This window comes from Paludibacterium paludis (assembly GCF_018802605.1).
GTDB lineage: Bacteria > Pseudomonadota > Gammaproteobacteria > Burkholderiales > Chromobacteriaceae > Paludibacterium > Paludibacterium paludis.
This window is the reverse complement of sequence record NZ_CP069161.1, coordinates 1,456,488-1,474,497: the sequence shown is the minus strand read 5'-3', so window position 1 is coordinate 1,474,497 and position 18,010 is coordinate 1,456,488. Positions and strand designations below refer to the sequence as shown.

The 18,010-nt window shown below is 63.7% G+C and carries 16 protein-coding genes; 11 read left to right on the top strand and 5 right to left on the bottom strand.

Annotated elements, in window-relative coordinates:
- Position 1 precedes the first annotated feature (1 nt).
- Entirely contained in the window at positions 2 to 1,687 is a 1,686-nt protein-coding gene (locus JNO50_RS06750; protein WP_189531003.1) for a glutamine--tRNA ligase/YqeY domain fusion protein, read from the bottom strand.
- A 193-nt stretch (positions 1,688 to 1,880) separates the two neighbouring features.
- Between JNO50_RS06750 and ppk2 the strand changes: the two genes are divergently transcribed.
- Positions 1,881 to 2,897: a polyphosphate kinase 2 gene (gene ppk2, locus JNO50_RS06745; protein ID WP_189531005.1), complete on the top strand. Its 1,017-nt coding sequence runs from the start codon at positions 1,881 to 1,883 to the stop codon at positions 2,895 to 2,897.
- Positions 2,898 to 2,930: 33 nt separating this feature from the next.
- Here the strand turns inward: ppk2 and JNO50_RS06740 are convergent, their stop codons facing one another.
- A complete protein-coding gene (locus JNO50_RS06740) occupies positions 2,931 to 4,598 on the bottom strand; it encodes a SulP family inorganic anion transporter (RefSeq protein WP_189531006.1) in 1,668 nt (555 codons plus the stop codon).
- Positions 4,599 to 4,792: 194 nt separating this feature from the next.
- Between JNO50_RS06740 and JNO50_RS06735 the strand changes: the two genes are divergently transcribed.
- The 4 genes from JNO50_RS06735 to JNO50_RS06720 are packed head-to-tail and all read left to right on the top strand — an operon-like array spanning position 4,793 to position 7,304.
- Entirely contained in the window at positions 4,793 to 5,437 is a 645-nt protein-coding gene (locus JNO50_RS06735; RefSeq protein WP_189531008.1) for a hypothetical protein, read from the top strand.
- Positions 5,434 to 6,000, top strand: coding sequence for a peptidylprolyl isomerase (locus JNO50_RS06730; protein ID WP_189531010.1), 567 nt, complete (start codon positions 5,434 to 5,436; stop codon positions 5,998 to 6,000). Before JNO50_RS06735 ends, JNO50_RS06730 begins: the two co-directional genes overlap by 4 nt.
- A gap of 32 nt (positions 6,001 to 6,032) precedes the next feature.
- Positions 6,033 to 6,524 carry a peptidylprolyl isomerase gene (locus JNO50_RS06725; protein WP_189531011.1) on the top strand — a complete coding sequence of 164 codons (492 nt, stop codon included), beginning with the start codon at positions 6,033 to 6,035 and terminating at the stop codon, positions 6,522 to 6,524.
- A gap of 57 nt (positions 6,525 to 6,581) precedes the next feature.
- Positions 6,582 to 7,304 (top strand): UDP-2,3-diacylglucosamine diphosphatase, encoded by a 723-nt coding sequence (locus JNO50_RS06720; protein WP_189531013.1) that lies wholly within the window; start codon positions 6,582 to 6,584, stop codon positions 7,302 to 7,304.
- Here JNO50_RS06720 and JNO50_RS06715 read toward each other — a convergent pair whose 3' ends face one another.
- Genes JNO50_RS06715 through JNO50_RS06705 form a run of 3 tightly spaced genes read right to left on the bottom strand, consistent with a single transcriptional unit; the run spans position 7,305 to position 10,203 of the window.
- Positions 7,305 to 8,765, bottom strand: coding sequence for a protein adenylyltransferase SelO (locus JNO50_RS06715; RefSeq protein ID WP_189531016.1), 1,461 nt, complete (start codon positions 8,763 to 8,765; stop codon positions 7,305 to 7,307).
- Positions 8,766 to 8,817: 52 nt separating this feature from the next.
- Positions 8,818 to 9,288 carry a hypothetical protein gene (locus JNO50_RS06710; protein WP_189531017.1) on the bottom strand — a complete coding sequence of 157 codons (471 nt, stop codon included), beginning with the start codon at positions 9,286 to 9,288 and terminating at the stop codon, positions 8,818 to 8,820.
- Between the two features lie 12 nt (positions 9,289 to 9,300).
- A complete protein-coding gene (locus JNO50_RS06705; protein WP_189531019.1) occupies positions 9,301 to 10,203 on the bottom strand; it encodes a LysR family transcriptional regulator in 903 nt (300 codons plus the stop codon).
- Positions 10,204 to 10,525: 322 nt separating this feature from the next.
- Here JNO50_RS06705 and JNO50_RS06700 point away from each other — a divergent pair, with 322 nt between their 5' ends.
- The 6 genes from JNO50_RS06700 to JNO50_RS06675 all read left to right on the top strand — a co-directional run bounded on the left by JNO50_RS06700 (position 10,526) and on the right by JNO50_RS06675 (position 17,954).
- Positions 10,526 to 10,834: a DUF485 domain-containing protein gene (locus tag JNO50_RS06700; protein ID WP_189531021.1), complete on the top strand. Its 309-nt coding sequence runs from the start codon at positions 10,526 to 10,528 to the stop codon at positions 10,832 to 10,834.
- Positions 10,834 to 12,516, top strand: a complete 1,683-nt coding sequence (locus JNO50_RS06695) for a cation acetate symporter (protein WP_189531023.1) — start codon at positions 10,834 to 10,836, stop codon at positions 12,514 to 12,516. Before JNO50_RS06700 ends, JNO50_RS06695 begins: the two co-directional genes overlap by 1 nt.
- Positions 12,517 to 12,582: 66 nt before the next feature.
- Complete coding sequence (gene acs / locus JNO50_RS06690) at positions 12,583 to 14,553, top strand: acetate--CoA ligase (protein WP_189531025.1); 1,971 nt, start codon at positions 12,583 to 12,585, stop codon at positions 14,551 to 14,553.
- A 236-nt stretch (positions 14,554 to 14,789) separates the two neighbouring features.
- Positions 14,790 to 14,975 (top strand): peptide-methionine (R)-S-oxide reductase, encoded by a 186-nt coding sequence (locus JNO50_RS06685; RefSeq protein WP_215796512.1) that lies wholly within the window; start codon positions 14,790 to 14,792, stop codon positions 14,973 to 14,975.
- Between the two features lie 31 nt (positions 14,976 to 15,006).
- Entirely contained in the window at positions 15,007 to 16,017 is a 1,011-nt protein-coding gene (locus JNO50_RS06680; RefSeq protein WP_189531027.1) for a thioredoxin family protein, read from the top strand.
- A gap of 71 nt (positions 16,018 to 16,088) precedes the next feature.
- Complete coding sequence (locus JNO50_RS06675; RefSeq protein WP_189531034.1) at positions 16,089 to 17,954, top strand: DUF294 nucleotidyltransferase-like domain-containing protein; 1,866 nt, start codon at positions 16,089 to 16,091, stop codon at positions 17,952 to 17,954.
- The last annotated feature ends 56 nt before the right edge of the window (positions 17,955 to 18,010 follow it).

The window sequence follows — 18,010 nt, the reverse complement described above, 5'->3', positions numbered from 1 at the left end:
CTCACTTGCTCCAGGAATCTTTCAGGCCCACGGTCCGGTTGAACACCGGCTTCGAACCCGGAACATGGTCATGGCGGTCCGTCACGAAGTAACCGACACGCTCGAACTGATAGCGGGTTTCGGGCGCGGCATTCAGCACCACGGGTTCGACAAGGGCGCGCGTCACGGTCAGCGAATCGGCATTGACGAACTGGCGGAAATCCAGGTATTCGCCATCCTCGCCGCGCACGGCATCGGGACGCGGCACGGTGAAGAGCCGGTCGTAGAGGCGCACCTCGGCCTCGACGGCGTGGGCAGCGGCCACCCAGTGAATCACACCCTTGACCTTGCGGCCGACCGGATTCTTGCCCAGGGTCTCGTGATCGATCGAGCACTTGAGCTCGACCACCCGACCGCTTTCGTCCTTGACGAGCTCGTCGCAACGGATCACGTAGGAATAGCGCAGGCGCACTTCGCCGCCCAGGGTCAGCCGCTGCCAGCCGGCCGGCGGGGTTTCGGCGAAATCGTCCTCGTCGATCCAGATCTCGCGGGACAGCGGCACGTCGCGCTCGCCGAATTCCGGGTGATGCGGATGGAACGGCGCGCTGCGCGAGCCGGTCACACCATCCTGATAATTGGTCAGCGTCACCTTGAGCGGCCGGATGACGGCCATCACGCGCGGGGCCTCGTTCTCCAGGGTTTCGCGCACGGCGCCTTCGAGCACGCTCATGTCGATGATGTTTTCGCTCTTGGACACACCGCAACGCTGGGAGAACAGGCGGATACCGGCCGGGCTGTAGCCGCGGCGGCGCATCCCGGCGATGGTCGGCATGCGCGGATCGTCCCAGCCGCCGACCAGGCCGTCATTGACCAGCTGCTGCAGCTTGCGTTTGGAGGTCAGCGCATACAGGAGTTCGAGACGGGAGAACTCGTACTGGCGCGGATGGCAACCGATGCTGATGTTGTCGAGCACCCAGTCGTACAGCGGACGATGGGATTCGAATTCCAGCGAGCACAGCGAATGGGTGATGCCCTCGATCGCGTCCGAAATGCAATGCGTGTAGTCGTACATCGGATAGATGCACCATGCGTCGCCGGTGCGGTGGTGATGCACGCGGCGGATACGGTAGATGACCGGATCGCGCAGATTGATGTTGCCCGACGCCATGTCGATCTTCAGGCGCAGCGTGCGGCTGCCGTCCGGAAACTCGCCGGCCTTCATGCGCATGAAAAGGTCGAGGTTTTCCTCGACAGCGCGATTGCGATGCGGGCTGTCACGGCCCGGCTCGGTCAGCGTGCCGCGGTATTCGCGCATCTCGTCGGCGGAGAGATCGTCGACGTAGGCCTTGCCGGCCTTGATCAGCTCGACCGCGTAGCCGAACAGGCGGTCGAAATAGTCGGAAGCGAAGCGCACCTCGCCGTCCCAGGTATACCCCAGCCAAGCGATGTTTTCCTTCATCGCCTGCACGAATTCGTCCGATTCCTTTTCGGGATTGGTGTCATCCATGCGCAGGTTGCACTTGCCCCGGTAGTCGTCGGCAAGGCCGAAGTTGATACAGATCGCCTTGGCGTGGCCGATGTGGGCGTAGCCGTTGGGTTCGGGCGGGAAGCGGGTCACGATGGTGCTGTGCTTGCCCGATGCCAGGTCCTCATCGATGATGGAGCGAATGAAATTGCTGACAACCGGTGCGTTGTTTTCCGTACTCATTTTTGCGGGATGTTCTGTTTCAGATCGACAGGCGATTGTACCTGATTTCCGCCGCGTTTTCCCCCCCGCGTTTTCCCCCCGCCCCGCCGTTTCGCGGCATCTGACAAAGATCAGAAAATCCCTTTCGTCATGTCGACTTGAGGCCGGTTTGCGGCGTAGCATGAAACGACGACAACGCCCACGGAGCCATCGCATGACACATCCTTCCGACGACGACCGGATCCCTTCGCCGTCCGTCCATGATGCCCCGGATGGCGCGGAACCGCCCCCGGCGGCCGGCCGCAAATCCCGTGCGCGCGCGGCCCGCGCCAAGGCCGCCAAAGAGATCGAGGCGGTCAGCCACGAGCCGGTCGCCCTGCATGTCGCCAACGCCCCGCGCGGCACGAGCGAGGACAGCACCACCGCCCCGCTGCCGGCAAGCTACCCTTACCGCAGCCGCCTGCGCCGCCCCGACTACGAACGCATGAAAGCGCCGCTGCAGATCGAGCTGCTGAAAGTGCAGAACTGGGTCAAGGAAACCGGCCAGCGCATTGTCGTGCTGTTCGAAGGCCGCGACGCGGCCGGCAAGGGGGGAACCATCAAGCGCTTCATGGAACACCTCAATCCGCGCGGCGCCCGGGTCATCGCCCTGGAAAAACCCAGCGAGGCCGAACTTGGCCAATGGTATTTCCAGCGTTACATCCAGCACTTCCCGACCGCCGGCGAAATGGTGTTTTTCGACCGCTCCTGGTACAACCGGGCGGGGGTGGAACGCGTGATGGGTTTCTGCAATCCCACGGAGTATCTGGAGTTCATGCGCCAGGCTCCGGAACTGGAACGCATGCTGACCAACAGCGGCATCCGTCTGTTCAAGTACTGGTTTTCCGTGAGCCGCGAAGAACAGCTGCGCCGCTTCATCTCGCGCCGCGACGACCCGCTCAAGCACTGGAAACTGTCGCCGATCGACATCCAGTCGCTGGACAAATGGGACGACTACACCGCGGCCAAGAAGGCCATGTTCTTCCACACCGATACGGCGGACGCGCCCTGGACCGTCATCAAGTCGGACGACAAGAAACGCGCCCGGCTCAATTGCATCCGCCATTTCCTGCACCAGCTTCCCTATCCCGACAAGGACGAGCGCCTGATCGGCCCGGCCGACGCGCTCCTCGTTGGCGCGCCGGCGCGCATGCTCAACGCCGACGAAACCATCATCGACCGTTTCGAGTGAAGCCGGGGCCCGTTCCGGGCCCGGCTTTGTTCATCAGGCCCAGACCACCCCGCTGATGAGCAGCTCTTCGGCGCGTTCGATCGCCGCGGCCAGATCGGGCTGCAGATTGCGCTCGCCCATCTCCTCCTCCAGCGCCGACTGATCGAGCAACTGCAGCACCTCCCGGCCCGCGCCGCACAGAATCAGCACCTTGCCGCGCTCGGCCAGCGTGCGGTTCAACTGGGAAAGGGCGAGAAGACCGGTCGCGTCGAGCATCACCAGCCGGTGCAATTGCAGGATCACCACCCGCGCCTGCGGCGACGCGTTCACGATGTCGTCGACAATGTCCGCCGCCCCGAAAAACAACGCCCCCTCGATACGGAAGGCCGCGCAGCCCATGGGCAGCGTCTTGCCGGCAATGGAGTGGCGCTCGAACAGCGCCGCATGCTCCGGCCGCAATGCATTGACGCTGGTATTGCGCGCCATGCTCTGAATGAAGAACACCGCCGAGGCAAGAAGGCCGATTTCGACAGCGACGGTCAGGTCGAACATCACCGTCAACAGGAACGTCGCGATCAGCACACCGCTGTCATGCAGTGGAAACTGCCGCAGGCGCGCGAAATTCCAGTCGCCCATCTTGATCGCCACCGACACGAGAATCGCCGCCAAGGCCGCGAGCGGCACATAGGCCGCCAACGGCGCCGCGATCAGCAGAACCAGCAGCAGCACCATGGCGTGCACGATCCCCGCCATCGGTGTTTGCCCGCCGTTGCCGATATTGGTCGCCGTGCGCGCGACCGCCCCGGTTGCGGGAATCCCGCCGAAGAACGGCACCACCATATTGGCGATGCCCTGCGCAATCAGTTCCTGATTGGCATCATGCCTGTCCTGGGTCATGCCGTCCGCCACCACCGCGCACAACAACGACTCGATAGCGCCCAAAAGCGCGATGGTGAAAGCCGGCGCCATCAATTCCGAGAGATGGCGCCAGTCCAGACTCAGCATGCGAAACTCGGGCAATCCCTGGGGAATGCCGCCGAATTTGCTGCCCAGCGTCTGGACCGGCAAATGAAACAGCCAGGCCGCCAGGGTGGCCAGCACCAGCGCCACGAAGGGGGACGGCAGGTGCTTGTTGAGGGCCTTGGGCCACAGCAGGATCAACAACAGCGAACCGCCCGACAGCGCCAGCGTCGGCGCATCGAACTCGCCAAGCCGGTGAACGATCACGCTGACCACCGCAAAAAATCCTGCCGGCATCGAAACGATGGGCAAGCCGAAGAAATCCTTTAGCTGCGTAAGGAAGATAAGTACGGCGATGCCGTTGGTGAACCCCGTGATCAGCGGCATCGGAAAAAAACGGATCACTTGACCAAGCCGCAACACGCCCATCAACACCAGCATCGCGCCGGCCATGAAGGTGCACAGCAACAGATTGGCCACACCGTATTTCACGACGATGCCGTACAACACCACGATGAACGCGCCGGTCGGCCCGGAAATGCACACCCGCGTCCCGCCCAGCAGCGAGGTCAGGAACCCGGCTATCACCGCCGTGAACAGCCCCGCCTGGGGAGGCACGCCGGAGGCCATCGCGAACGCCATCGCCAGCGGCAAGGCGACAACGCCGACGGTGAGACCCGCCATCAGATCCAGACGGAAACGCTTGCGGTCGTAATGCGTGAGAAGTTCCAGGGAGCGGGGGCGAAAAGGAAGCGAGATCATGACGGTATGCGGTATCCAGCCGAAATTCGATGTCCTTGGTCTTAAGCCTACGCACAGCCCACCCTGTCGGCAAGAGGGGATTCATACCGGGAGGCGCATTGCTGCCCGATTTGTGAAAGCGGGGAAAAGACGGCTCGCACTCTACAGTACGAAATCACCATTCACTCATCGCTCCCGGCAGAATCAGGATTCCCATGCCCCCCATCTCCGCCACGCCACCCGCCTCATCCGGAGGCGGCGGTCCCTCGCCAGTCGGCCCGAACCGCCCGCTCACGGTCGCCAACACGCCGAGACGAGGCCGCGCGCGGTTCTCTAACGCGCCATTCGCGCACATCGATCAGGTGGAGCAGGCGCTCGGCAAGAATCAGACACGCGCAGTCAGGAACAAGCCATTGATGCCCCTCATCACCCGCCACGACGAGGACAGGAAAACCATGGAGGCGTTGCGTGAGGAATTGGCCCATACCTTCGAAAAGCGGGAGCTTGACGCGGCGGCGCTGCCGCAACAGAAAAAACCGGGACTCTTCGGCCTATGGGGAAGCGCCGTACGCAAGGAGCCGTTCGCGCTCTCGCTGGCCAGGGCGCTGCGCAAGGAAGGCTTTGATCACGCGGAGGTTACCGGCTACCATGGCGCCGGTGTGACTTACAGCCCAACCGATCATAACGCCCGGCGTTTACCCGTCTCACGACAGGGCGATGCGCGCAGCTCGGACGTCAAGCGCGTGTTCGTTCCCGACCCGGGAACCCAGCCTCTGGTTTGGGAACGTCACGCCGGCGCCGGTGGCTGTGCTAGAATCGCGACTTTGTCAACCTGCCGGACGCCCGAAGGCGCTTCATGATGAAACTGACAAACTGGCTGCTGCTGCCGCTCGCGCTGGCGTCCTCGCTCGCTTGCGCGGCTCCCGTGGTGCGATTCGAGACGACGCTTGGCGCCATCGAGGTGACGCTTGACGAGCACAAGGCGCCGCGCTCGGTCGCCAATTTTCTCGGTTACGTGAAATCCGGATTTTACGACGGCACGATCTTCCACCGGGTGATTCCCGGCTTTGTCGTGCAAGGTGGGGGCTTTACGCCCGAGATGACCGAAAAGCCGGCCGGCGCGCCGATTCCCAACGAATCGGCGAACCGGCTGTCGAACCTCGAAGGCACCATCGCCATGGCGCGCACGGAAGCGCCGGATTCGGCGACATCCCAGTTCTACTTCAACGTTGCCAACAACAGCCGCCTGGACTATAAAGCGCCCACACCGGGCGGATGGGGCTATGCCGTGTTCGGCAAGGTGACCCGCGGCATGGACGTCGTCAAGCGCATTTCCCGCGTCGACACCGGCGTCGGCCAAGGTATGCCCGATGTGCCCCTCACACCCGTCGTCCTGAAAAAAGCCGTCATACTGAAGCGCTGACGCCACCTCCATTACTCCAAGGAAAACCCGACATGATCAAACTGACTACCAATTTCGGCGAAATCGTACTTGAGCTTTTCGCCGACAAGGCTCCGGTCACCGCCGCGAACTTCGAAGAGTACGTCAAGAGCGGCCACTACGACGGCACGATCTTCCACCGTGTCATCAACGGTTTCATGATCCAGGGCGGCGGTTTCACGGCCGACATGGAGCAGAAGTCCACTCGCGAACCGATCAAGAACGAAGCCAACAACGGTGTCTCCAATGCGACCTACACGATCGCCATGGCCCGCACCATGGATCCGCATTCCGCCTCGGCCCAGTTTTTCATCAACGTTGCCGATAACGATTTTCTGAACTTTACGTCGGAAAGCGCCCAAGGCTGGGGCTACGCCGTATTCGGCGCCGTGGTGCAAGGCCAGGACGTGGTCGATCGCATCAAGACGGTACGCACCGGCCGCAACGGCATGCATCAGGATGTGCCGCTCGAGCCGGTCGTGATCGAAAAAGCCGAGATCATCTGACCCCCGTTCCACTCCGCCAGGACAGGGCGGCCCGGACCGCGGGCCGCCATTGACACCATGCCCATCCATTTCATTTCCGATCTGCACCTGTCCGATGGCACGCCGGATCTTGACCGGCTGTTCGTCGATACGCTCGACGCCTGGCAAGGACGGATCGACGCGCTCTACATTCTGGGCGATCTTTTCGAGTATTGGATCGGCGACGACGACGACACGCCGGCGCTCGAGCCGTTGCTTGCGGCGATGAAGGATTTCAGCCGGCGCACGCCGCTGCATGTCATGCACGGCAACCGGGACTTCCTGATGGGGAAGGGATTCGAAGCGCGCAGCGGAGCCCGGATCATCACCGATCCGGCCCTGATCGGGCAGGCCGGCGCACGCTTCTTGCTGACGCACGGGGATGCGCTATGCACCGCCGACACCGCCTACCAGGCGTTCCGCGCGCAAAGCCGCTCCCCCGCCTGGCAAGCGGCGATGCTGGCGCGGCCGCTGGCGGAGCGGCGCGCGATGGCCGAACATGCCCGGCGCATGAGCGAAGCCAACAAAGCCGCCGTCGGAATGAGCGAGATCTCCGATGTCACCGCCGACGCCGTCGAAGCCTTGCTTGATAGCCATGGCTGGCCGACGCTGATCCATGGCCACACCCACCGCCCCGCGACACACCGCCATGCGAAGGACGGGCGCACGGCCGAGCGCTGGGTCATCCGCGACTGGCACGACGGCAAGGGCGGTTTTCTGAAGCTTGACGGCGGGGAACTGTCAGCCCACCCGCTCGGTTGATCAGCTCGAACAGCTAACGGAAATCTCGCGCGCCCATTCGGGCGGCCGCCCCGCCAAATCGCTGTTTTCCGGTTGCTCGTCGAACGGACGGGCCAGGCACTCGGCAAGACGGGCGATCGGGGCGAAGTTCCCTTCGTCGCGAGCCGCGCGGATCGCCAGCTCCGCCAGGTGATTGCGCAGCACGAAGCGCGGATTGACGCCGTGCATCGCGCGCTTACGCTCGTCCATGCCGCGCCCGTCCGATGCCGCGCGACGCCGCCACGCCTCCAGCCAGCCGCCGATGTCGGCCCCCGTCGCGAACAGCCCGGCCAGCCGGTCGGCGCCCCCCGGCTCATCGACATCGGCCAGTGTCCGGAAAAACAGCGTGTAGTCGGCGCGACCCTCCTGCAGCAGCGCGAACAGCGCCTCGATCAGCGCCACATCGCCTGTCTCCTCCCCCCGCCACCCCAGCTTCTGACGCAGGCGGGCCAGCCACTCGGTCTCGAACATCGCGCTGTACCGCTCAAGCACACCGACCAGCGCCGCTTCGCTCGCCAGCGGCAGGAACGCCGACCCCAGGCAATAAAGATTCCACAGCGCGACCCTCGGCTGCTCGCCGAAGGCGTAGCGCCCGCTGTGATCGGAATGGTTGCAAATATGCCCGGCATCGAAATCGTCGAGAAATCCGAAAGGGCCGTAATCGAGCGTCAGGCCGAGCAGCGACATGTTGTCGGTGTTCATCACGCCATGACAGAACCCCACGCTCTGCCAGGCGGCCATCAGCCCCGCCGTGCGCTCAACGATCCGCTCGAACAGGGCCAGGACCGGCTCTTCGCGGTCCCGGCATTCGGGGTAATGGTGCTCGATCAGGAATGCCGCGAGGGCACGGGTGGCGTCGGTCATGCCGCGATGATAGGCGACTTCGAAATGGCCGAAACGCAGGAAGCTTTCGGCGATGCGCGTCACCACGGCGGCGGTTTCCGGCATCTCGCGCATCACCCGCTCGGGCGAGCCGACCAGGGCAAGTGCCCGGGTCGTGGGAATCCCGAGCCCGTGCATCGCCTCGGAACACAGGTATTCGCGGACGCTCGAGCGCAGCACGGCGCGGCCATCGCCCATGCGCGAGAACGGCGTCATGCCCGCGCCCTTGAGCTGCCATTCGGCCCTTTCGCCGCGCCAGGGCGTATCTCCCAGCAGCAAGGCCCTGCCGTCGCCCAACTGCGGCACGTACTGGCCGAACTGGTGACCGGAATAGCACGTCGCCAGCGGTTGCGCGCCGTCGGGGACTCGGTTGCCGGCGAGCACCGCCAGCGCGTCGGGCAGCAGCAGACTGTCCGGGTCGATGCCCAGCTCGCGCGCCAACGGGCGGTTGATCGCGATGGCATACGGGTCCGGCAACGGCTGCGGCCGGACGCGGCGCAGCATTTCGCCAGGCAGCGCCTCGAGGCGCCGTCCGAAGTTCACGGAAGCAAAAGGGGTCATACCCGGATGATAGCCGCCCTCCGGCCGGCGATACACCCGGTAGCGGAAAGGGTTATTTGCCGCGCCGGGAAGGGTGCAGCGCGCGTTGCATCTGGCGCGTGGCGTTGAGGGTCGCCTGGGAAAGGTTGGTGGCGGCGAAATGGCCGACCTGGCGCGACATGCGCGACACCGCCGTCGACGAAACCTGACCGACCCGCATGGCGGCGCGCACCGCGTCGAGAGGGGGATGGTCGGCGGGCTGCCACGACGACAGCATACGCGCATGAAACTCGGCCAGCGCCTTCTCCGCCAGCAACATCAGATCCCGCTGGGCATCGGCCTGAGCCTGCACCAGCGCCATCCCGGCGGTCAGCCCCCCGTCCAGATGGCGATTCATCGCCTCCCCTTCGCCGGCCATACCGGAATGCCAGGCCGCGGTCCAGGTCCGGAACATGTCCTGCTGCGCCGACAACCAGCGCTGATGGGTGTGCCTGACCGATTGCCAATAGTTTTCCCAGCTCTTGCCGCACAGGATTCTGTCCATGGTGTGCTCCGCTTAGCGTCCGGATGCCGGCGCGGGGGACATCTCCCAGACTCGCGCCATTTCGTCGAGGAGGATGGCCAGCAGAGGGTCGCCTTCCCGATCCGCCGGGTAAACGAACTGCAGGTCCGATTCGCGCCGGTAGCCCGGAACGATGCACAGATCGCCCGCCGCCGCCCTGGTCATGGCCTCGTCTTCACGAACCAGCGCCAGGCCGACGCCGGCCGATACGAGAGCCTGGATCGAGGCGAGATGGTCACATTCGACCGCCTTGCGCGGCGAGATATTCATGTCGCGCCATAGCTCGGAGGTAATGCGCGACAGGCTGGAAAACTGCGAAATGCCGATCCACGGCAACTTGCCAAGCTCCCTGGCATTCGCCCCCTCCACCTTCGCGCCCCAGTCGGGAGGCGCCGCCAATACCCATGACAAAACGCCCAGCCTGAGCGTGTGGACATTGACGTAGGGGTTCTTGCCAAGAAAAAAACCGCCGTCCAGTTCTTTCTTGCGCACAAGATTGAGGATGTCGCCGGTCACTCCGTGCTGAAGACGCAGGTCAAGCAGCGGATAGCGCGCGATGAGGGAGGCCACCCACGGTCCGATACGCAGGGTTTCGGGCGTCAGCGTGATGCCGATCTGCACTTTGCCCGCCACCTGTCCTTTCAGACCGCGGGCATGATTGAGGATGTCGCGCGCCGAAGCCAGGATGGACTGAGCGCGCGGCAGCAGCTCCTGGCCGGCCAGAGTCAGCGTAACGCCCCCGGTCGTGCGTTCGAACAGGGGCATGCCGATTTCCTCCTCCAGCGCCTTGATCTGCGCGGTCACCGCCGGCTGAGACAAATGCAACAGCTCCGCCGCCTGGGTCAGGTGCCCCTGCTGCGCGACAGTGACGAAGGTTCTCAACTGATAGATTTCCATCCAGACTGCTGTCCTCGATGCAATGACAAGGGGGTCGCGCCCCAAGTCTTTTTATTATCCGGCCGCCCTCCCATTCTCGGACGAGTCCGGTGTCATTTACAAGCCCCCTGTCCATTAAAACAGTTGAAAAATCCCCGGTTTGGCAAACACAAATAGAGCACAAACACCATCGCAAAGGCTTGTATTTGATCAATTTTTGCATCGCATCATTACATTCACAAATTATTCCGATCAAAAAATGCGATTAGCCACGGACTTTCGCGCTCCATTATGTTTCATGACAAGCGGCCCGCAGCGGCGCTGACTACAAAAGGAGGATGCTATGAACGAGGATGTGCTCAAGAAAGTACAGTCCAATCCCAAGTTCATCGAACTTGTCCACAAGAAGACAAGTCTGGGTTGGAAACTGTCCATCATCATGCTGGTTGTCTATTACGGATTCATCCTGACACTGGCCTTTTCGCCGAAGACCCTGGGCACTCCGCTCTTCCAGGGATCCGCCATTACGCTGGGTATTCCCGTCGGCATCTTCATCATCCTTGCCGCCTTCGCCCTGACCGGGGTGTACGTGCGCAAGGCGAACAGCGAATTTGACCAGCTCAACCAGCAAATCATCGAGGAGTCGCGCTGATGAAAACCCGCTCCCTGTGGTGGGGCATGCCCCTGGCACTGCTCCCTGTTTTCGCCGCGGCCGCGGATGCCGTCGCCGGTGAAGTCAAACGACAGCCGGTGAATACCACCGCGATCGTGATCTTCCTGCTCTTCGTGGCCGCCACGCTGGGCATCACCTACTGGGCGGCCCGGCGCACCCGTTCGGCCAGCGACTTCTACGCGGCCGGCGGCGGCATCACCGGATTCCAGAACGGGCTGGCCATCGCCGGCGACTACATGTCGGCCGCTTCGTTCCTGGGCATTTCCGCCATGGTGTATGAAAAAGGCTACGACGGCCTGATCTACTCGATGGGCTTCCTGGTCGGCTGGCCGATCATCCTGTTCCTCGTCGCCGAACGGCTGCGCAACCTCGGCAAATTCACCTTCGCCGACGTGGCCTCCTATCGCTTGCAGCAGACACCGGTGCGCTCGTTCGCGGCCACCGGCACGCTGGTCACCGTGTCCATCTACCTGATCGCCCAGATGGTGGGCGCCGGCAAGCTGATCCAGCTGCTGTTCGGCATGCCCTACTCCACCGCGGTGATCTCCGTGGGCGTGCTGATGGTGCTCTACGTGATGTTCGGCGGCATGCTGGCCACCACCTGGGTACAGATCATCAAGGCGGTCATGCTGCTCTCCGGCGCCACCTTCATGGCGTTCATGGTGCTCAAGAGCGCCGGTTTCAGCCTTGAAACGATGTTCCGCACCGCCACCGAAGTGCATCCGAAACACGCGGCGATCATGTCGCCCGGCGGACTGGCCTCCAATCCGATCGACGCGATTTCGCTGGGACTGGCCCTGATGTTCGGTACGGCCGGCCTGCCCCACATCCTGATGCGCTTCTTCACCGTGGCCGACGCCCGCGAAGCCCGCAAATCGGTATTCTTCGCGACCGGCTTCATCGGCTACTTCTACATCCTGACCTTCATCATCGGCTTTGGCGCCATCATGCTGGTTCTCAATCAGCCGGGTTTCACCGAAACCATCGTCAAGGATGGCAAAACAGTCACCCAACTGATCGGCGGCAACAACATGGCGGCGATCCACCTGTCCCATGCGGTGGGTGGCGATCTGTTCTGGGGTTTCATCTCCGCCGTGGCCTTCGCCACCATCCTCGCGGTGGTCGCGGGTCTGACCCTGTCCGGCGCCTCGGCGGTGTCCCACGACCTGTACGCCTCGGTTTTCAAGCAAGGGAAAGCGAACGAGGCTGATGAAATCCGCGTGTCGAAAATCACCACGCTGGTGCTCGGCGTCGTCGCCATCGTGCTGGGACTGGTGTTCGAGAAGCAGAACATCGCCTTCATGGTCGGCCTCGCCTTCTCGATCGCCGCCTCGGCCAACTTCCCGGTGCTTTTCCTGTCGATGTTCTGGAAAGGTCTCACAACCCGCGGCGCGGTGATCGGCGGCTTTATCGGTCTGATCAGCGCGGTGGTGCTGATCGTGCTGGGTCCGACGGTCTGGGTCGATGTCCTGCACAACAAGGCCCCCCTCTTCCCGTACAAGAACCCGGCCATCATTTCCATGACACTGGCGTTCGTCAGCACTTGGCTGATTTCGGTTCTGGACACCTCGCGCCAGGCCGAAGAAGAGAAATCCCGCTTCACGGCACAGTTCGTCCGAGCCATGACCGGCATCGGCGCAACCGGCGCCTCCAAGCATTAAACGTATCGAGCCCGTCCGGCGGTAGGCGGACGGGCCGCCAACACGATAGCAACAAAGGAGATGTCAATGTCCACCATCGAGTCGATCCTCAAGGAAACCCGCAGCTTCCCGCCATCCGACGATTTCCGCCGCAAGGCGCAGATCTCCGGCATGGAAGCGTACAACGCCCTGTGCGAACAGGCGGACGACCACTATCTGTCGTTCTGGGGGGATCTGGCGCGCGAGTTGATCGCCTGGAAAAAACCGTTCTCACGGGTACTGGACGACAGCAACGCCCCTTTCTTCAAATGGTTCGACGATGGCGTGCTCAATGTCTCCTACAACTGCCTTGACCGTCACCTGCCATTGAACGCCAACAAGATCGCGCTGATTTTCGAAGCGGACGACGGCGAGGTGACCCGTGTCACCTATTCGGAACTTCACCGGCGCGTCTGCCAGTTCGCCAACGGCCTCAAGAGCCTTGGCGTCGCGAAGGGCGACCGCGTGGTGATCTACATGCCGATGGTCATCGAAGCGATTGTCGCGATGCAGGCCTGCGCCCGCATCGGCGCCATCCATTCGGTGGTGTTCGGCGGTTTCTCGGCGGGCGCCTTGCGCGACCGGGTGCAGGATGCCGGCGCCAAGGTGGTCATTACCGCCAACGAAGGACTGCGCGGCGGCAAGACCGTGGCCCTGAAAGCGACCACCGACGAAGCCTTCGAGCTTGGCGGCTGCGAATCGGTCTCCAGTGTGGTGGTCTACCAGCGCACCAACAACGGCGCATCCAAGTGGACGGAAGGCCGCGATGTCTGGTGGCACAAGCTGATCGAAGGCCAGGCCGAAGAATGCGAGCCCGAATGGGTGAACGCCGAAGACCCCCTGTTCATCCTTTACACCTCAGGCTCCACCGGCAAACCCAAAGGCATCCAGCACTCCACCGCGGGCTTCCTGCTGGGGGCGCTCAACAGCTTCCGCTGGATTTTCGATTACAAGCCCAACGACGTGTACTGGTGCACGGCGGATGTGGGCTGGATCACCGGGCACTCCTACATCACCTACGGCCCGCTCGGACATGGCGCGACTCAGGTGATTTTCGAAGGCGTGCCGACCTATCCGGACGCCAGCCGATTCTGGCGCATGATCGAGAAGCACAAGGTGTCGATCTTCTATACCGCGCCGACCGCCATCCGTTCGCTGATCAAGCTGGGCGCCGACCTGCCGGCGAAATACGACCTGTCGAGCCTGCGCGTGCTGGGCACGGTGGGCGAGCCGATCAATCCGGAAGCCTGGATGTGGTATTACGAAGTGGTCGGCGGCGGCCGCTGCCCGATTGTCGACACGTGGTGGCAGACCGAAACCGGATCGGCGATGATCGCCCCGACCCCGGGCGCGGTACCGACCAAACCGGGCTCCTGCACGTTGCCGCTGCCGGGCATCATGGCCGACATCGTCGACGAGTCCGGCGCGCCGGTCGAACCGGGCAAGGGCGGATTCCTGGTGATCAAAAAACCGTTCCCGAGTCTGGTGCGCACCATCTGGGGCGACCCCGACCGCTTCCGGAAAACCTACTTCCCCGACGAATTCGAGGGCAAGTACTACCTGGCGGGCGATTCGGCGCATCGCGACGAGAGCGGCTATTTCTGGATCATGGGCCGCATCGACGACGTACTCAACGTTTCCGGACACCGGCTGGGCACCATGGAAATCGAATCGGCGCTGGTTGCCAATCCGCTGGTCGCCGAAGCCGCCGTGGTGGGCAAACCTCACGACATCAAGGGCGAAGCGGTCGTGGCCTTTGTGGTGCTCAAGGGATCCCGACCTTCCGGCGACGAGGCGCGCAAGGTCGCCGACAACCTGAAACAGTGGGTGGCGCACGAGATCGGCAAAATCGCCCAACCGGACGAGATCCGCTTTGGCGAGAACCTGCCCAAGACCCGTTCGGGCAAGATCATGCGCCGCCTGTTGCGCTCGCTGGCGCGCGGCGAGGAAATCGTGCAGGACGTCTCCACGCTGGAGAATCCGCAAATCCTCGCCCAGCTGCAGGAAGCCGCCAACTGAGCTTCCCACCGGAAACGACCTGTCCCTGCCCGGCCATGCGCCGGGCTTTTTTCCGGGTTTCAGCCAGGCGGGCTCGCCTATACAGCCGACAAGGAGGGCGATGACATGAACAGGAGGCGCTTCCTGGCGCGCATGGCTGGCGGCGTGGGTCTGCTGCCCGCTCCCGCCCTGTTGTCCGACGACCCGGCGTAAAACGTCGGCCGCCTGGCGTTAAGCGACGAGGAATGGAAAAAACGGTGACGCCCGCGCAATACCATGTACTGCGCGAAGAAGGCACGGAACCGCCGTACACCAGCCCGCTGATCGGGGAAAAGCGCAAAGGGATGTACCACTGCGCCCGCTGCGGCGGGCACCAGGGGCATATTTTCGACGATGGCCCCCGCCATCGGGGCTGCGTTACGGCAACAACGGTGCTACCCTGAACTTTGTTCCGGACAAAAAGTTGACAATGCCATGATGGCTTTCTTCCGGCCGATCCCGGCCCTGAGCCTTGCCTTCGTCCTGTGTCTCGCCCCGGCCGCGGCTCCGGCGGGCGCGGTCGCCCCCTACTCCGCCCCGGAACTGGCCGGCCTATCGACCTGGCTCAACAGCCCCTCCCTTACGTTGCAGGCATTGCGCGGACGGGTGGTGCTGATCGACTTCTGGGCCTACTCCTGTGTCAACTGCGTGCGCACCCTGCCCTATCTGTCCGCCTGGGACAGAAAATACCGCGACAAGGGGCTCACGATCATCGGAGTACACTCGCCGGAATTCGACTTCGAAAAACAGCCGGACAATGTGCGCGCCGCCCTGTCGCAGTATGGCATCCGCTATCCGGTGGCGCTGGACAACTCCATGGAGACCTGGAACCGCTTCGGCAACCGTTACTGGCCGGCGCACTACCTGATCGACCGCGCGGGCCGGGTGGTCTACACCCATTTTGGCGAGGGGCGCTACGATGTCACGGAAAACGCCATCCGCGCCCAGTTGGGCCTGAAACCCGACCCCGGCGCAAAACCCGAGCCGCCATCCTATTCGCAGGACCAGACACCGGAAACCTATCTGGGTTACGAGCGCACCAACCGGTTCGGCGGCACGGAATCCCTGGCGCGCGACAGGGAGGGACATTACCGGCTGCCCGACATCCTGCCGCACGACAACTGGGCATTGGGCGGCGTCTGGTCCAGCGGCCCGGAAAACCTAGCCTCCGCGGGCAAGGGGGCGGTGCTGAGGCTCAATTTCAAGGCACGCAAAGTGTTTCTGGTGCTCGGCTCAAGAAAGGGAACTCCGGTGCGCGCGACACTGACACTCAACGGATTTCCGGTGGGGAGCCTTGCCGGCAAGGATGCGCCCGGGGGCAGGCTGACGGTGGCGCGCCACGCGCTTTATGAGCTCATCGACCAGAAAACCGCCAAAACCGGTGTGCTCGACATCCGCACCGACGATACCGGTCTGGAAGCCTATGCCTTCACCTTCGGCCAATGAAGCCGTCGGCCCGCTGGCCCTTTGCCGGCGGGCGGCTATGATAAAAACATCACGTTTCGCGAGACACGTTCATGACCCAGGTTGCCGATAGCGACATCCATCCCGCCTGGCGGCGCCTTCTCGCCCCGCACGAGCCGTTCGCCAGCATGCCCGAGGAGGCGCTCGGCGCATTGCTTGTCCGGCTCCGGGAGCGGCGCGTGCGCGCCGGAGAATGCATCCTGTCTCCCGACTCGGGAATACCCGATACGGTATGGATCGTGCTCGAAGGCGTGGTGCAGGCCGAGGACGCGCTCCGGCACCAGCGCTTCGCCACCCTCACCGGCGGCGAGATGTTTCCCCTTGGCGCGGCCCTGGCGGAGCGGGCGGCTTCCAACCGCTACGTCGCCGAATGCGACACGCGGCTGGCCGGCCTGACCGTGGAAGCGTTCAGGGAGGTCATGACCAGCGTTCCGGCCTTCAGCGACTTTTGCACGCGGCGGCTGGCCAGCCTGCTGACCCGCTCGCGCGAACTGTCGCGGCCGGGGGCCGCGTTGCAGGCCGCGCTGCAAAGCCCGTTGCGCCAACTGCTCGACGGACCGCCGCCATGTCTCGCGCCGCACGACAGCCTCGCCGACGCGCTCAAACTGTTCAGGCGCGATCGCATCGGCGCGGTGGGCATTGTCGATGCCAAGCGAAATCCGGTCGGACTGGTCTGCCAGGAACAGCTCCCGGAATTGATGCTGACATCGACCCCGCTGACCACCCCGCTGTCGCGCGTCATGCGCACCGACATTACCCTCCTTCCCGACCGCACGCTCGCCTCCGAAGCCGTCCTGCATTTCGCCGGGGGCCGGGCGAGGCACCTGATGGTCTGCGATGACGCCGTGTTGACCGGCATCGTCACCGAACAGGACCTCTACCGCCTGACCCGGCTGGATTTTCATGAACTGCTGGCGCGGCTGGCGGCAAGCCGGGACGAAGAGGAACTGATCGGCATCGCCCGCGATATCCGGCAGCTCGCCCTTGTGCTGTTGCGCCAGGGCATGGAGGCCGACGCGGTCACGCGGCTGGTCGCCACGCTCACCGACCGTCTGACCGGCCGATTGTGTGAATTGGGCTTCGCCGGGGCGGAGGAACTCGGCATCCGGATCTGCTGGCTGGCCTTCGGCAGCGAAGGACGACTCGAACAAACGTTCGCCAGCGACCAGGACAACGGATTGATCATCGCCGTCGACGAACCGGCCAAACTCACCGAGCACCGGGGCTGGGCGATGTCGCGAGCCAGGGAAATCAACGCCATGCTGTCGCGCTGCGGCATACCGCTGTGTCCGCAGGGCACCATGGCCGGCGCGGACAACCACTGCCTGACCGTCGAGGAATGGCAGCGCGCGTTCGGCGACTGGATCCACCATCCCTCTCCGGAAACCATCGACACGGCCAACGGTTATTTCGATCTGCGCGCCGTATGGGGCGACGGACTCCTTGCCGACCAGCTGCGCGAACGCATCCAGGGCGATTTTCACCGGACCACGCGCTGTATCCGCGGCATGGCCGATCTGGTATTGCGCCGCCGCCCGCCGCTCGGATGGATGGGACGCATCCAGCCCAGCCGCGGCCTGCTCGACCTGAAGGACGACGTTGCGCGGTTTTTCGTCGATGGCGCGCGCATTCTCGCCTTGTCGGCCAGTTGCCCCGCCACCCGCACCCTGGACCGGCTGGCGCAGGCCTCGCGCATACTGGATCTCCCGGAACGGGACGCGGAAGCCTGGGCGGACAGCTTCCGCTTCATCCAGGAAATGCGCCTGAGGCACCAGATCGGGCAGCTGGAAAACGATCGGACACCCGATAACCTCATCGATCCGGATGCCCTCACTGCGCTGGAGCACCGTATCCTGCGCGAGGCCTTGCGCCAGGCGCGCAAACTGCAGACCCACCTGTCGCAAACGCTGCTGGACTGACGCGCGGATCCGGGAGTTGAACGGCGTCCCTCCAGCACGGATAATGACAGGTTTCG